11 protein-coding genes are annotated in these 15596 nt (G+C 65.1%); 6 read left to right on the top strand and 5 right to left on the bottom strand.

Annotation, left to right across the window (positions count from 1 at the left end):
• Positions 1-345: 345 nt before the first annotated feature.
• From AC1AXT_RS05860 to AC1AXT_RS05840, 5 genes are all read left to right on the top strand, one after another.
• Entirely contained in the window at positions 346-1542 is a 1197-nt protein-coding gene (locus tag AC1AXT_RS05860) for a GNAT family N-acetyltransferase (protein ID WP_476541929.1), read from the top strand.
• A 93-nt stretch (positions 1543-1635) separates the two neighbouring features.
• Complete coding sequence (locus AC1AXT_RS05855; protein ID WP_476541928.1) at positions 1636-1950, top strand: DUF2469 domain-containing protein; 315 nt, start codon at positions 1636-1638, stop codon at positions 1948-1950.
• A 166-nt stretch (positions 1951-2116) separates the two neighbouring features.
• Positions 2117-3706, top strand: coding sequence for an NAD(P)/FAD-dependent oxidoreductase (locus AC1AXT_RS05850; protein ID WP_476541926.1), 1590 nt, complete (start codon positions 2117-2119; stop codon positions 3704-3706).
• Positions 3707-4178: 472 nt separating this feature from the next.
• Positions 4179-6275 (top strand): transcription termination factor Rho, encoded by a 2097-nt coding sequence (gene rho / locus AC1AXT_RS05845; RefSeq protein WP_476541924.1) that lies wholly within the window; start codon positions 4179-4181, stop codon positions 6273-6275.
• A gap of 18 nt (positions 6276-6293) precedes the next feature.
• Positions 6294-6668, top strand: coding sequence for a chorismate mutase (locus AC1AXT_RS05840; RefSeq protein WP_476541922.1), 375 nt, complete (start codon positions 6294-6296; stop codon positions 6666-6668).
• Positions 6669-7049: 381 nt separating this feature from the next.
• Here the strand turns inward: AC1AXT_RS05840 and valS are convergent, their stop codons facing one another.
• The 4 genes from valS to AC1AXT_RS05820 form a co-directional block, all read right to left on the bottom strand.
• Positions 7050-9809: a valine--tRNA ligase gene (gene valS / locus AC1AXT_RS05835; RefSeq protein WP_476541921.1), complete on the bottom strand. Its 2760-nt coding sequence runs from the start codon at positions 9807-9809 to the stop codon at positions 7050-7052.
• Positions 9810-9962: 153 nt separating this feature from the next.
• A complete protein-coding gene (locus AC1AXT_RS05830) occupies positions 9963-11495 on the bottom strand; it encodes an ABC transporter substrate-binding protein (RefSeq protein WP_476541919.1) in 1533 nt (510 codons plus the stop codon).
• 146 nt (positions 11496-11641) lie between these two features.
• On the bottom strand, positions 11642-12331 hold the full coding sequence (gene nth / locus AC1AXT_RS05825) for an endonuclease III (RefSeq protein ID WP_476541986.1): 690 nt from the start codon (positions 12329-12331) through the stop codon (positions 11642-11644).
• 252 nt (positions 12332-12583) lie between these two features.
• The gene (locus AC1AXT_RS05820) at positions 12584-13306 is read right to left on the bottom strand and encodes a winged helix-turn-helix transcriptional regulator (RefSeq protein ID WP_476541918.1); all 723 of its coding nucleotides are present in this window, start codon (positions 13304-13306) and stop codon (positions 12584-12586) included.
• Positions 13307-13808: 502 nt separating this feature from the next.
• On the opposite strand from AC1AXT_RS05820, the gene AC1AXT_RS05815 reads away from it, so the two are divergent.
• Positions 13809-14585, top strand: coding sequence for a hypothetical protein (locus AC1AXT_RS05815; RefSeq protein ID WP_476541916.1), 777 nt, complete (start codon positions 13809-13811; stop codon positions 14583-14585).
• A 318-nt stretch (positions 14586-14903) separates the two neighbouring features.
• Here the strand turns inward: AC1AXT_RS05815 and AC1AXT_RS05810 are convergent, their stop codons facing one another.
• Complete coding sequence (locus AC1AXT_RS05810; protein ID WP_476541914.1) at positions 14904-15455, bottom strand: inorganic diphosphatase; 552 nt, start codon at positions 15453-15455, stop codon at positions 14904-14906.
• Positions 15456-15596: the final 141 nt, after the last annotated feature.

Here is a 15596-nt window from a genome sequence, read left to right as displayed (position 1 = left end):
TCGCATTGTGTGGTGAGCGGGTGTTGCGTCGCGCAAACGCCTTTGGCGTTTGCGACCACCCACCGGTTCGAGCTTCGCTTCGCTCGCTCTCACCGACTCCCGAACAAGGCCGCAAACGCTTTCGCGTTTGCACATTCCAGCGGCGGGCGCCAGCGGGAGTGGCGTGCTTGTAGAGCACATGCGGAAGATTGAGGAAATTCACATGTGGGTGTGGCTACAATACTGGAAGTGAGAAGGGTTGCCTAGCGAACGGGCCGCGTGGGCATGCGGGCATGGCATGCACTAGACTGCTTGAGGCCCTTAGGCGCCCGCTGAACCACAGCCTATAACGGAGGAACATCCCCGATGTCACAGCAGAGCGAAGACAATCGCGAGTTGCCCGATCGTATCGCCATCCCGATAATCCGGGGGGAAATGGTCAAGCTGCGACCGGCTCGGGTCGAGGACCTTCCCTATATGGAAGCGCTCAATGCCTACCACAATGCCACCAGCGTCACCGGCAAGGACCGCAAGGCCGAACGGCTGGCGGTGCAGGCCTGGGTGCAGCGTTCGGTGGCGTGGGCGCAGGGGCGCAGCTCCGCCGAAGACGGCATCAAGGATCCCGAAGCGCGCGGCACGATCGCATGGACGCTGCTGCGCATGCCGGACGACGACGCCGAAACCGGCGCGGAGACGGCAGGCGGCGCCGCTGGCGACGATGACGGCGACATCATCGGCATGATCTTCCTCATCGACATCGACGGGTGGGCGCGTTCGGCGCGCATCCAGGTCATTCTCGGCGAAGAGTACCGCGGCCGCGGCTATTCGCGCGACGCGATGCCGCGCGTCATGACGTACGGTTTCGCCGACACCGACGAAGGCCTGGGGCTGCACCGCATCTGGGTCGGCGTGCCGGAAAAGAACACGCGTTCGCGCTCGGTCTACCAGTCGCTCGGCTTCGTGCCGTCCGGCATCTCCCGCGACGCGCTGTGGGACAACCGCAACCACAAGTACCAGGACCTCATCGTCATGGACACGCTGGAGGACGAGTACGACCCGATCCGTTCGCTTGAAACCTTCGGCATGCATTTCGTGCCCGGCAATCCCGGCGTCGACAAGGCGCTGACGATGCACGAGCATTCGATGGCGATCCGCAAGCACGTGCTCGACGGCAATCCCAACGTCCACGCCGGCGCGACGGCAACCGCCGGTTTTGGCACGGCGAACGCGGCGAGCGCAACGAACGCAACGAACGACGCAGCCACGAACGCCGAAGCCGTAGCGGCCGCGGCGGCCGCCATCAGCGCAATCGAAGACGCCGCCGTACGCGAGGAAGAGGAGGCGCTGGCCGAAGCGCGCCAGGAAGCGACGGCCGCCTCCATCGCCGAAGCGGCGAAGAAGGAGCGTTCCGGCGCCGAAACGCCAGTGGCCGACGATGCCGACGCCGAGAACAGCTGGCCGTACAACGCCTCCAGCCACGCGTCCAGCAAGAAGGCATGGTGGCGCACGCTCGGCGCGCGGCGTACCGAAGGCCGCTCCCGTTCGATGACGGAAGGCGACTGACGCCACGGTTCCGGCGGCGAGCGGCCCCGGAATCTTGGATAATCCAACGAAGCGAACCCGTACGCAACGAAATCTAAGGATGGAAAAGCAGGCATGAGTGCCGAAGATCTCGATAACTACGAAACCGACGCCGAACTGGCGCTGTACAAGGAGTATCGCGACGTCATCAAGCTGTTCACGTACGTCGTCGAAACGGAACGCCGGTTCTACCTGGCGAACAAAGTCGACTTCAACGTGCGTTCCGCCGGCCAGGACGTGTACTTCGACGTGCGGCTGTCGGACGCGTGGGTCTGGGACGTGTACCGTTCCAGCCGTTTCGTCAAGAACGTGCGCATCGTGACGTTCAAGGACGTCAACGTCGAGGAAGTCCAGAAAACCGATATCGACATTCCCGACGAACTCGGCTGAGTTTTTTTATTCAAGATTTCCAAGCCACCTCCCAGCCTCCACAACGTTTTTCCGGCGCCGGGACGCCGGTTTTCGCCATACGCAACGGTTGGTCATGGCAAGGTCTACACTAAACAAGACTGTGCGCCCGCTCTTGGCGCCGTTTTCTATGAAAGAGAGTCCCATAGTGTCGCAAAAGCAATCCGTGGTAATTATTGGCGGCGGCCCCGCTGGGCTGACGGCTGCCTGGGAGCTGGTCCGCAACGGCGGCGCCGAGCGCTACGACGTGACGGTGCTCGAGGAAACCGGCGAGTTCGGCGGCATTTCCCGTACCGTCAAGCACAACGGCAACCGCATGGATATCGGCGGCCACCGCTTCTTCTCCAAGGACGACCGGATCATGGACTGGTGGAAGGAAACGCTGCCGCTGCAGGGCGCGCCTTCCTATGACGACAAGAAGCTCGGCCGTACGCACGAGCTGGAACCGGGCGGTCCGGACCCGGAGAAGGAAGACAAGGTGATGCTCAAGCGGCACCGCGTCTCCCGCATTTTCTGGAACAAGCACTTCCTTGACTACCCGATTTCGCTGACGCCGGGAACGCTGAAGGCGATGGGCCCGAAGCTGACGATGGTCGCCGGGTTCTCGTACCTGAAGTCGGTGTTCCACAAGCTGCCGGAAGACAATCTCGAGAACTTCTATATCAACCGTTTCGGGCGCAAGCTGTACTCGATGTTCTTCGAAGGCTATACCGAGAAGCTGTGGGGGCGCCACCCCTCGGAAATCTCCGCCGACTGGGGCGCCCAGCGCGTCAAGGGGCTGTCCATCATGGGCGTGCTCAAGAACGCGGTGCAGAAGCTGCTGCCGAAGAAGCGGTCCAACGACGAGGTCGAAACGTCGCTGATCGAGGAATTCTGGTACCCCAAGTACGGCCCTGGCCAGCTGTGGGAAACGGTGGAGGAGAACTGCGAGAAGGCCGGCGTGAAGGTGCTTACCGGCGCCCGCGTCGTAGCCGTCAACCGCAAGGACGGGCGCATTTCGTCGGTCGTATATGAAGACGCCGACGGCAAGAAGACCGAGCTCGCCGCAGACCAGTTCATTTCGTCGATGCCGGTGAAGGACCTCGTCGAGGCGCTCGACGAAGGCAACGACGGCGCGCCGTCCGACATGAAGGAAATCGCCGAAGGGCTGCCGTACCGCGACTTCGTCACCGTCGGGCTGCTCGTGAAGAACCTCAAGCTCAAGAACACCACCGACATCCCCACGCTTGGCAACCCGCCGGTCGTGCCGGACTGCTGGATCTACGTGCAGGACCCGGGCTACAAGGTCGGCCGCATCCAGATCTTCAACAACTGGAGCCCGTACCTGGTCAAGAACGTCGACGGGACCGTGTGGATCGGCCTTGAATACTTCTGCAAGGAAGGCGACGCGTTCTGGAACATGAGCGACGAGGACGCCACGAAGTTCGCCATCCAGGAAATGACGCGCATGGGCGTCATCGGCGGCGCCTCGGACGTCATCGACTCGCACCGCGAACGCGTCAAGAAGGCGTACCCGGCGTATTTCGATACGTATGCGCAGATGGACGAGCTCGTCGAATACCTCGATTCGTTCGGCAACCTCTACTGCGTCGGCCGCAACGGTCAGCACCGCTACAACAACATGGACCATTCGATGGCCACCGCCATGGAAGCGGTCGGCAACATCAAGAGCGGCAAGACGTCCAAGAAGAACGTCTGGTCCGTCAACACCGACAAGTCCTACCACGAAGAAAAGTAGCGCCGCTTCTGCTGCGGCTGCTGGCGCTGCGCGCGCTGCTCCTGCTGCGTACGAGAGGAACCCAACCTGGGAAATCTGCGGAAATCCCGGGTTGGGTTCCTCTCTTTTCGGTGTGTTGGGGAACCGGGGCCAAGAAGAGTCGCGAAATCTTGGGTTGGGTTCCTCTCTTTTCGGTGTGTTGAGGAACCGGGGCCAAGAAAAACGAGATTTTCTGGGCCCGGTTCCTCAACACGCCGCTTTCGGAGGAACCGGGGGCAAGAAAAACGAGATTCGGGGGATCGGGTTCCTCTGGTCCTTTTCTCGAGCCGTGAAATGGGGCGGCGTGCCAGTCGGCGCGGTGTTGTAAGGTATCTCTCAGTTCGCAACGCAAGGTTGGCTCGAACTATTCACAAGGCGGGGAAAGGAATCTTTTGCCCGCAACTCTTTTTCGCTGCAGCAGATGTCGTGTTGCATGCCGAGGAAAGGCAACCAAGTGGCAACTAGCCCCAATCTGAACGAGATGAAGTTACCGGAACTGCGGGAGCTGGCCAAGCAGATGGGTCTGCGCGGCACTTCCACGATGCGCAAAGGCGAGCTGCTCGCCACGCTGCAAGCCGCCCGTACCGGCGGCGAAGCGCCGGCCGGCGTGACCGTTCGGGTACCCGCTGCAGCCAAGGCGGCCAGCGCTCCGGCGGCTACGCCGGCAGCGGAATCCAGCGTTGCCGCAGCGCCGGGCAACGACGCCGCGCCCGCCCGGCAGGAAGCGGCCGCGCCGGAACCGGCGGCCGCGCCGCGTCGCCGCGAACCGGAAGAGGAGCATGCGCCGATGAAGGAAGACGAGATTCGCGTAACGAGCAGGCGCGTAAGGGGACGCCGCCATGCCGACAACGACGAGTTCATCGAGGAAGTCGCCCGCAAGGCCGCCGAAGAGGGCGTGCTGGAAGCGATGGGCGCTTCGGAACGCGGCGGTCGCGCGCAGAACGACATGCCGAAGCGTCGCGGCGCGCACGCCGGCCAGTCAGATTCGGCGCGCGATTCCCAGCGTGAATCCCAGCATGATTCGGCGCGCGAAGGCCGGATGCGCCGCGGAGAGACGAACCGCGGCGAAGGCCACGGCGACGTAACCGGTCTGGATGACATCCTTGCGTCGCTGCCCGAGAAGCGCGGCGAGAACGAGGAAGGCGAACCGATGCGCCGCGGGCGTCGCCTGCGCGGCAACGACCGGGGCGACCGCAATGACCGCTCCGAGCGCAACGGCGACCGCAATGACCGGGGCGAAGGGCGCAACGATCGCGGCGACCGGGGCGAAGGCGAGGGCGGCCGTAACGAACGCAATGGCCGCAACGACCGCAACGAGCGCAACCAGAACCGCCGCCGTGGCCGCGGCCGCGACGACGAGCGCAACGATCGCAATGACCGCAACGATCGGAGCGACCGCAATGAGCGCGACATGAAGGAAGCCGAGGAACTGGTGCCGGTCGCCGGCATCGTCGACGTGCTCGACTCCTACGCGTTCATCCGCACCTCCGGCTACCTGCCCGGCCCGAACGACGTGTACGTGTCGATGGGGCAGATCAAGAAGTACGGCCTGCGCAAGGGCGACGCCGTGCACGGCTCGATCCGGCCGCCGCACGAAGGCGACCGGCGCAACCAGCGCCAGAAGTTCGTGCCGCTGCAGTCGATCGACTCGATCAACGGCATGAGCGTCGAGGAAGCGCAGAACCGCCCGAACTTCAACAAGCTCACGCCGCTGTACCCGAACGAGCGGCTCAAGCAGGAAACGACCTCGAACCGCATCACCGGGCGCCTGATCGACATGGTCGCCCCGATCGGCAAGGGCCAGCGCGGCCTGATCGTGTCCCCGCCGAAGGCCGGCAAGACGATCACGTTGCAGAACATCGCCAATTCGATCGCCACGAACAATCCGGAAGTGCACCTGATGGTCGTGCTCGTCGACGAACGCCCTGAAGAGGTCACCGACATGGAGCGCACCGTGCAGGGCGAGGTCATTTCCTCGACGTTCGACCGCCCGGCCTCCGACCATACGACGGTGGCGGAGCTCGCCATCGAGCGAGCCAAGCGCCTCGTCGAGCTCGGCCAGGACGTCGTCGTGCTGCTCGATTCGATGACCCGCCTCGCCCGCGCCTACAACATCGCGGCGCCGGCCTCCGGGCGCATCCTGTCCGGCGGCGTCGACGCGCAGGCGCTGTACCCGCCGAAGAAGTTCTTCGGCGCGGCCCGCAACATCGAGAACGGCGGCTCGCTGACGATCATTTCGTCGGCGCTGGTCGAGACCGGTTCGAAGATGGACGAGGTCATTTTCGAAGAGTTCAAGGGCACCGGCAACATGGAGCTTCGCCTGAGCCGCGAGCTCGCCGACAAGCGCATGTTCCCGGCCGTCGACATCAACGCGTCCGGCACGCGCCGCGAGGAGCTCATCACCGATTCCAGCGAGCTGCCGATCATCTACCGCCTGCGTCGCCTGCTCGGCGGCATGGAGCCGGAACAGGCGTACCAGACGATCGTTCCGCGCCTGAAGAAGACGCCGACGAACCGCGACTTCCTCGCGTCGCTCGTCCAGCAGAACTAGCGGCAGGGGAGCGGCACGATGAGCGCACAGGAAACGGTTATCGATACGGAGGGCGACTGGACCGACCCCGAAAAGGCGGCCGCCGTCGCGAAGATCGCGCAGCTGCGGCAGTCGATCGACAACGTCGACATGGCGATGATCGCGCTGCTCGCCGAACGCTTCAAGTACACGGCGCAAGTGGGCCTGCTCAAGGCCCGCGCCGGGTTCGCGCCGGCCGACTACCATCGCGAGGACTACCAGATGGAACGGCTGCGGCGGCTCGCCGTCGACGCCGGCCTTGACCCCGAGATTGCGGACATGTACCGCGAGTTCGTCGTCACCGAGGCGAAGAAGCGCCACCAGCGCATCGCCGACGCCGGCGACGACCCGGGCGTGCTGGACATCTTCGCGTAGCGGTTCAAGATTTTTTGCTTGAGATTGGCTGCCGGCTTCGGCTGGAACGTCCGGCAGGAGATTTCGACAATATATATAAAGGAAGGGGAGAGCCCAATGGGCCCTCCCCTTCCTTTCGTTGCGTTCCGGTTCCTCCGCTTCCGGCGTGTTGAGGAACCCGACCTGGAAAACTCGCGGAATCTTGGGCCCGGTTCCTCGACACGCCGGCAACGGAGGAACCGGGCCTGGAAAACCCGCGGAGTCTTGGGCCGGGTTCCTCGACACGCCGGCAACGGAGGAACCGGGCCTGGAAAACCCGCGGAATCTTGGGTCGGGTTCCTCGACACGCCGTGGCTGGAGGAACCGGACCCAAGGAAAACGGGAATCCGCGGGGCGGGTTCCTTACTTCTTCGGCTTCTTGGCCGGGGGCTCGCCCAGCGTGCTGTCGGCGACCAGCACCTGTTCGGCGGTCGCTTCGGCGGCGCCGGCTTCGGCAGTCTCGTCGGCTTCGGCGGCTGCGGCCAGGTCGGTGAGCGTGATGTCGCCGGTGACGCGGCCCGCTTCGGCGATGTCGGCGATGGCGGCGGTAATCGAATCGCGCACCTTGCCGTCCGCGGCGAGCGTGACGGCCAGGATCGGCGTCTTCATCGAGACCTTCGCCTTCGACTTGACGCCGCGCAGCGCGGCGAGCGCGGCACCGGCGTGCGCCAGCAGCTCCGGCTGCTCGCCGGCGGCCGCCTGCTCGTAGATGCCGGCGGTCGGCCATGCGGCGCGGTGCACGGAACCTTCGCCGTCGTGCATCCAGCTGAACACCTCTTCGGTGGCGTACGGCAGGAACGGCGCGAGCAGGCGCGCGAACGCGTCGAGGCCCAGGCCGAGCGCGGTGCGCGCGGAGCGGACGGCGGCTTCGGACGGCACGTTGCCGGTGGAGTCGGCGGTGCCGTACGCGCGGTTCTTGACGAGCTCGATGTAGTCGTCGCAGAACTGCCAGAAGAAGCTCTCGATCGTTTCGAGCGCCTTCGAATGCTCGTACGCCTCCAGGTGCGCGGTGGCGTCGGCGACGACGCGGGCGAGCGCGGCCATGGCGGAACGGTCGAGCGGTTCGGTGACGTCCTCGGCGCGCCAGTCGGCGGCCGCGGCGGCACCGACGTGGTGGTTCTCGTCCTCGCGGCCGATCGCCAGCGCGAACTTCGTGGCGTTGAGCAGCTTGATGGCCAGGCGGCGGCCAATCTTCATCTGGCCTTCGTCGTAGGTGGCGTCGAGGCCGAGGCGGGCGCAGGCGGCCCAGTAGCGCACGGCGTCGGGACCGAACTTGGCGATTGGCTCGTTCGGCACGACGACGTTGCCCTTCGACTTGCTCATCTTCTTGTGGTCCGGATCGAGGATCCAGCCGGAGAGCGTGGCGTTGGCCCACGGCAGGCAGTCGTTCTCGAGCTGCGCGCGGTCGACGGTGCTGAACAGCCAGGTGCGGATGATGTCCTGGCCCTGCGGGCGCAGGTCCATCGGGAACGTCGCGTTGAACAGCGCCTCGTTCTCCTCGCCCGGCTCAGCCCAGTGCGTCACGATCTGCGGGGTGAGCGAGCTGGTGGCCCAGGTGTCCATGATGTCCGGTTCGGCGGTGAAGCCGTTCGGCTGGTCGCGCTGCTCCTCGGTGTAGCCGGCCGGCACGTCCGTCGTCGGGTCGATTGGCAGGATGTCCTCGCTCGGCGTGATCGGGTGGTCGTAGTCCGGCTCGCCGTTGGCGTCGAGCGGATACCACAGCGGGAACGGCACGCCGAAGAAGCGCTGGCGGGAAATCAGCCAGTCGCCGTTGAGGCCATTGACCCAGTTCTCGTAGCGCACGCGCATGAAGTCGGGGTGGAAGTCCAGTTCGCGGCCGCGCTCGAGCAGCTGGTCGCGCAGCGCGAGGTCGGTGCCGCCGTTCTTCAGGTACCACTGGCGGGACGTGACGATTTCGAGCGGCTTGTCGCCCTTCTCGTAGAAGTTCGTCATGCGCTTGGTCGGCGTCGGCTCGCCGTCGAGGTCGCCGGATTCGCGCAGCTCGTCGACGATGATCTTGCGGGCGGAGAACGTCGTCTTGCCCTCGATCTCCTCGAACACGCGCCGGCCGTTGTCCGACGTGATCCACTCCGGCACGTCCATGACGATGCGGCCGTTCTTCTGCAGGATCGAGCGGGTCGGCAGCTTCAGGTCGCGCCACCATTCAACGTCGGTGACGTCGCCGAATGTACAGCACATCGCGATGCCGGCGCCCTTGTCCATTTCGGCGGCCGGGTGCGCGATGACCGGCACTTCGACGCCGAACAGCGGGGAGGTGACGGTCTTGCCGAAGTACGGCTGGTAGCGTTCGTCGTCGGGGTGGGCGATCAGAGCCACGCACGCGGCGAGCAGTTCCGGTCGCGTCGTTTCGATGTAGATCGGGTCGCCGTTGTCGAAATGGAACGCCACCTTGTGGTAGAAGCCGGGATATTCGCGGCTTTCGAGCTCCGCCTGGGCGACGGCGGTCTGGAACGTCACGTCCCACAGGCCCGGCGCGTCCTTCTGGTAGGCCTCGCCGCGCGCCAGGTTGCGCAGGAACGCCTTCTGGGCGACGCGCTGCGGGTGCTCGCCGATCGTGTGGTAGGTCTGCGACCAGTCGATGGACAGGCCGAGCGAACGCCACAGCGCCTCGAACTGCTTTTCGTCCTGGGCGGTGAGCTTTTCGCACAGCTCGATGAAGTTCTTGCGCGAGATCGGCACCTGGTCCTTCGCGTCGATCTTCTTGCCTTCGGTGCCTTCGAACGGCGGCACGAAGTCCGGATCGTACTTGAGCGACGTGTCGACGCGCACGCCGTAGTAGTTCTGCACGCGGCGCTCGGTCGGCAGGCCGTTGTCGTCCCAGCCCATCGGGTAGAACACGTCGTAGCCGCACATGCGCTTGAAGCGCGCGATGATGTCGGTATGGGTGTAGCTGAACACGTGCCCGACGTGCAGATGGCCCGAAACGGTCGGCGGCGGGGTATCGATGGAATACACGGCCTTGCGGTCGCGGGTGTTATGGAACGCGTACGTGTCCTGTTCGTCCCACACGCCCTGCCACTTGGCTTCAAGGCCGTCTACGCCGACCTTGTCCGGCAGGGGGGTGAGCGAAGCGTGAATGGCGGTATTGTCGGCTTCAGTCATAGTGTTCAGTGTAAGAAGCGAGCGTGACACTATTGCAGCGAACGTTCCCTCTGTACCAAGATTACTCACCGGCGCCGGGGGCAGCCGGTTGCGTCCCCGGCTGCAGGTTCCGTCCCCGCTCAGCTGGCGCCCCAAGCGGGCAGCCAGCCCCGCTCAGCGCGTCAGGTTCGCCAGCGGCAGGTACCGCGTGGTGAAGTTCGTCGGGTAGCCCTGCAGCCGCGCCTTCGTGACGACGAAATCCTTGCGCGTATACAGCCAGCCGCTCGCCGCGTCCTCGCTGACGATGCGCGCGAACTTCTTCAGGTTCGCCACGTAGTCGTCGTCGTTGGTCGCCGCCAGCGCCGCCTTGTATGCGTCCTGCGCCTGCCCGTTGACGTAGTGGAACGGCGCGGCGCCGGTTGCGAACGCCGAGTAGTCGCCCGGTTCGTCCATCGTCATCAGCGCCAGGTCGAAGTCGCCGTCGGCGACGCGCTGGTCGAGCGTGGCGGCGTCGATCGTTTCCAGCTGCACGCGCAGCCCCGCCTCCTCGAGGTTTTGCTCGATCGTCTGCCCGAGCTCCTCGTAGCGGTACGGCACGATGAGGTCCAGCGTCCCCAGGTAGCTCGCATAGAAATAGGAGAGCATCGAGCGCGCCTTGGCGACGTCGTGGGGAAACAGGTCGTCGAGATCCTCGTAGCCCGGTTCCAGCTGCCCGATCGGCCCCGACAGCTCCGCGTTCGCGTCCGGCTGGTCCTTCGCGATCTGCTCGGCGTCCAGCGCGTACCGCACCGCCTGCCGCACCTGCACGTCGGAGAGGATCGACGACGACGCGTTGTTGAAGCCGACGAGCACCTTCTCGCAGCTGACGCCGGTGCTCACCGAGAACGTCGGGTTGGACTGCGCGTCCTCGATCGACGAGGCGCGCGTCGGCAGCGCCATGTTGATGACGTTGTCGTTGAGGTCGGAAACGAGCGCCGTTTCGTTGTCGTAGTACTTGAGCGTAATCTGGGACGCCTTCGCGGCGGTGCCCCAGTAGCGGGCGTTGCGCTGCAGCACCAGCTTGCCGTCGCCGAACGACGCGACGGTGAACGGGCCGCTGCCGGCGGCTTGGCTTGCATAATCTAGGGAAGATTCGACGGCGCGGTCGTAGACGATGCCGGCGCGGCCGCTCAGCGCGCGCAGCAGCCGCGGATTGGGGGAGGAAAGCTTGATGACGACGGTATCGTCGTCGGGATTCGACACCGACGCAAGCGAGCCGAGCTCGTCGTAGCCGACGTACTTGTTCGACACGATCTGCTGCAGCGACCATACGACGTCGCCGGCGTCCAGCGAATCCCCGTTCGCGAACCGCATGCCGCTGTGAAGATGGAACGTATACGTCAGCCCGTTGTCCGCAACGTCCCAGCGTTGCGCGAGCCCGGCGACCAGGTTGTTGTCGTTGTCGCGGGCGACGAGCGTTTCGTAGACGTTGGCGAGCAGCGCCTGCTCGATGCCGGCGTCGCTGTCGGTGCGGATATCGAGCGACGACGGGGTGTCGGTGAGCCCGATGACGAACGTCGTGTCGGATTCCACCGTGCCGCTGCCGGCAACGGTGTGCCGGTTGCGTACCAGCGTCACGGTAATCGAGGCGACGATGGCCAGCACGGCGACGACGGCGACGAATACGACGAAACGGCGGGCGCCCCCGCGCTCTTTCCTCTTCTTCATAGGGTCACCAGTCTAGTAAATCTCCTCGATTGCGCGGTTTTTCCTCAAGATTCCGGACGGCTCGTTCCCAAGATTTTCCCCGTCCGGCACCGTTCGGAACGTTTCCGCTCGCCGGCTTGGCTCCTTTGTTTATATTTATTGCTCGCCTACTTGCCGCACAGTTCCGGCATCAGGAAGCCGGGAGCGGACGGGCAGGTGGTGTTGAGCGGGCACTCGGCGCACAGCGGCTTGCGGGCCTTGCAGATGGCGCGGCCGTGCAAAATGAGCCGGTGGGACAGGTTGGTCCATTCCTCCGGCGGGAAGCACGCCGTGATCTCCTCTTCGATGGCGACCGGGTCCGGCTTCGCCTTGTTCCAGTCGGTGCGCCAGCGCAGGCGCCCGGTGACGCGGATGACGTGCGTGTCGACCGGGAAGCCGGGGACGTTGAACGCGTTGCCGAGCACGACGTTGGCCGTCTTGCGGCCCACGCCCGGCAGCGTCGTCAGTTCCTCCATCGTCTGCGGGACCTCGCCGCCGAAGCGGTCGACGAGCGCGGCGGACAGCGAGAGGATGTGCGAGGTCTTGGCGTGGTAGAAGCCGAGCGGGTGGATGATCTCCTCGACCTCCTCGACGCGCGCTTCGGCGAGCGTTTCGGCGTCCGGATAGCGGCCGAAGAGCGTCGGCGTGACCGAATTGACCTTCTTGTCGGTGCATTGGGCGCTCAGGACGGTGGCGATGAGCAGCTCGAACGGGTTCGTGAAGTCGAGCGCGCACTGCGGGTCGGGAATCTCCTCGCACAGCTGGTCGTATTCCAGGTGCATCCGCGCAAGGCGCGCCTTCTTCGATTCGCGTGGCATGGCCCCTCCTTCGCCGTTGTCGTTGCCGCCCGCATTGCCGGTTGCGTTGCCGGTCGCCGGCTGCCCGGCGTTCGTCGCCTCGGCGGTAACGGTTCCCATGGTACGCGCCGGGAGGGAAGCTGCGGAAGGTGCGCAGCTTTCAGGGCGGCTATGGGCGTCGCAAGCCGAACTGTACGAACCGTGCGGAACCTCAGCGGAATCTTGGGAAATTCCGGAAAGAAAATCTTGGGAAAACGTACAGAACCGGAGCCGTTACTCCGCGTCGCTGGCTGCTTCCGGCGGGTCGAAGCGGTAGCCGACGTTGCGCACGGTGCCGATCAGGTGCTCGTACTCGCCGCCCAGCTTGGCGCGCAAGCGACGGATGTGTACGTCGACGGTGCGCGTGCCGCCGTAGTAGTCGTAGCCCCACACTTCCTGCAGCAGCTGCGCGCGGGTGAATACGCGCCCCGGATGCTGCACGAGGTACTTGAGCAGCTCGAATTCCTTGTACGCGAGGTCGATCGGGACGTTGCGCAGGCTCGCCGTGTAGCCATTCGTGTCCACGACGAGATCGCCGCAGCGGATCATGCCGTCCTCCTGGTCGTCGCCGGCAGCGGCGCCCGCGCCCGCTCCGGAGAGCATGACGGCGTTGCCGCGTTCCGACACGAGCCGCAGCCGCCCCTCCACTTCGGCGGGGGATGCGGTGTTGACGATGACGTCGGCGATGCCCCACTGCGAATTGACGACGGTGAAGCCGCCTTCGGTGAGGATGAGGATGATCGGCGTCGACAGTCCGGAGGCGTGAATCAGCCGGCACAGCGTTTTCGCGGTGGCCAGGTCGTCGCGCGCGTCGAGGAAGAGGACGGTGTTCTCCGGCATCTTCACGAGGCTGGCTGCGTCCATCGGCAGCACGCGCACGCGGTGGGAGAGCAGCGCGAGGGAGGGGAGCACGGTGGCAGGATCCGTGGCAAACGTCATCAAAGTAAGGTCCGTCACCGCTAGGCTCCTCCCGTGGTCCGCGACGGTTCCGGTTTGCCCAGCGCGGCGTTGGAAACGCTGGAAGCCGCTCGCGGTACGCACGGCCCGCGCCGGATGCGGCGTGCGTTCGCGGCAAAGGAAGCCCGTCATTGCAGTTTTGAGCAAAAGTTTAGTGGACGGAAAGTATTTTGCAATTCAGCGAATGCAATGTGGTCACCGTTACGGACGGTGGCGGTGCGGGCGGTGCGCTCGCCGGGCGGCGGGCAATGGCGGGGGTACCGGGGCGGCGTGGCCCTGGGCCAGTCCGTTGCTGACACGACGGCGGGGAGGGGGATAGGGGCTGCACTGGGTTGCGCATGGTGCCGGCGCCTGCGTATGTGGGGGCTTGCGGCTACATTTGAACCAAGATTGGTGGGCCGGCGCGAACGCTTCCCGCGCGTTCGTTGCGGGCCGGTATTCCAGGCTTTCGTTTGGAACGCGCTCCGTTCGGGAAGCGTTCCGTTTGGGAAGGGTAGGCGACATGGCAGATACGCAGACGGCAGGCGAGGGGCTCGCCGTAGAGAACCCGCGGCCGTTCAGCTGGACGCTGGCGGTACAGCTCATTGCATACGCGGTGCTGGTGGTGCTGGCGCTGCTGCCGGGAGGACGCTCGCTCGATCCCACGTCGCTGTCGTTCTCGTTCACGACGACGGCCGTCGTGGCGATGATCGTCATCTTCGCGTTCTTCGACCCGCTGCGCGACGGGGTTCCGGGGCGCATCATCGCGCTGGTCGCCGGCTTCGCGTCGATGGTGTTCGCCACCACGCCGTGGCTCGGCAACGTCGTGTTCGACGCGTCGAAGGTGGCTGCGCAAGACGGCCAGAACGCCGCCGACTACCTGATGCCGCAGGCGTGGCTGGTCGGCGCCGGCGTGCTGCTCGTGCTGCTCATCGTCGCCGGGTTCGTGCGCCAGATGGCCCGCAAAGACCGTTCCAACCTGATCATGCAGCTGTCCGACATGGTGCTTGACGGCGTCGCGTCGATTCTGTGCGCCGGCTGGTGCTTCTTCCCGTACCTGTTCACCAACACGACGGTCGTCGGCTTCGGTGGCTCCTCGTCGCTGCACGTCGCGTGGCTGCTCGGCGTCATCGCCGTCGTCCTCGTCGCCGTGGCGCTCGCCTTCGCCTCCCACCGTTGGAAGAAGGAAGCCCAGCCCTATCCCGGCGCCCACTCTCCGTGGCTCGGCATCGGCCTGCTCCCCGTCATGCTCACCGGCGGCGTGGTAGCCCTGGCCGCCCTCGCCAACGCATTGTGCTAATAACTCGCCCCCGCTGGCGGGGGCCGGAGAGCCGAGCCGAAGGCGATGGCGATCCGAGGGGTGGTCGCAAACCGGCGAAGCCGAGTTTGCGCGAATGCGAATGGAGGGCGTAGCCCTCCGTGAGCATTCGCATTGTTAGAGCGCGGCAATCGCTCGCTCCACAATGCGAACACTCGCCGGAGGGCTACGCCCTCCACCTCGTGTTCGCGCAAACGCCTTCGGCGTTTGCGACCACCCACCAAAAACCGCTTCGCGGTTTTTGACTCCCGCCAGCGGGAGTGGCGTCCGTGTAAACCGGGGCGGCTAAGGAATCTTAAATCACAGGCCGAGTTCGGGGCTGACTTCGGCTTCTTCCTTGGCGTCGAGCTTGTCTTCCTTCGCCTGTTCCTTGGCGAGGCGTTCGCGGGCGGCCTTGATCTCCTTATCGGCGGTGGCGGCGTCGGCCCAGTAATCTCCCGGCATGACTTCCTTGCCCGGCTCGAGCGCCTTGTACTGCTCGAAGAAGTGCTTGATCTCCGCCTTGTGGAACTCGGAAACGTCGGAGATATCCTTGATGTTGTCGTAGCGCACGTCGTCCGGAACGGCGAGGACCTTGTCGTCGCCGCCTTCCTCGTCGACCATGTGGTACAGGCCGACGGCGCGGCACTTGATGACGCAGCCCGGGAACACGGAATCGGACACCATCACCAGGCAGTCGAGCGGGTCGCCGTCTTCGCCGAGCGTGCCGTCGATGTAGCCGTAGTCATCCGGGTAGCCCATCGCCGTGAACAGCGTGCGATCCAGGAACACGCGGCCGGAAGCCTGGTCCACTTCGTACTTGTTCTTGGAGCCGCGGGGGATCTCCACGACGACATTGAACGTTTCTGCCATGTTGTCTCCTTGCAAAGGTTAAGGATTTCGGATAATCCAAGCCCCACAATACCCGCTTGCGTGAACCGTCGCGCCGATTTTCTCCGCAAACCTGAGTCTTGGCTTCTCAGCTATGCAGCGCGGGGAACTGCCGGGGCGGGA

The sequence above is a fragment of the Bifidobacterium sp. LH_450 genome (assembly GCF_056356715.1).
This window is presented reverse-complemented; position numbering and strand designations above follow the sequence as displayed.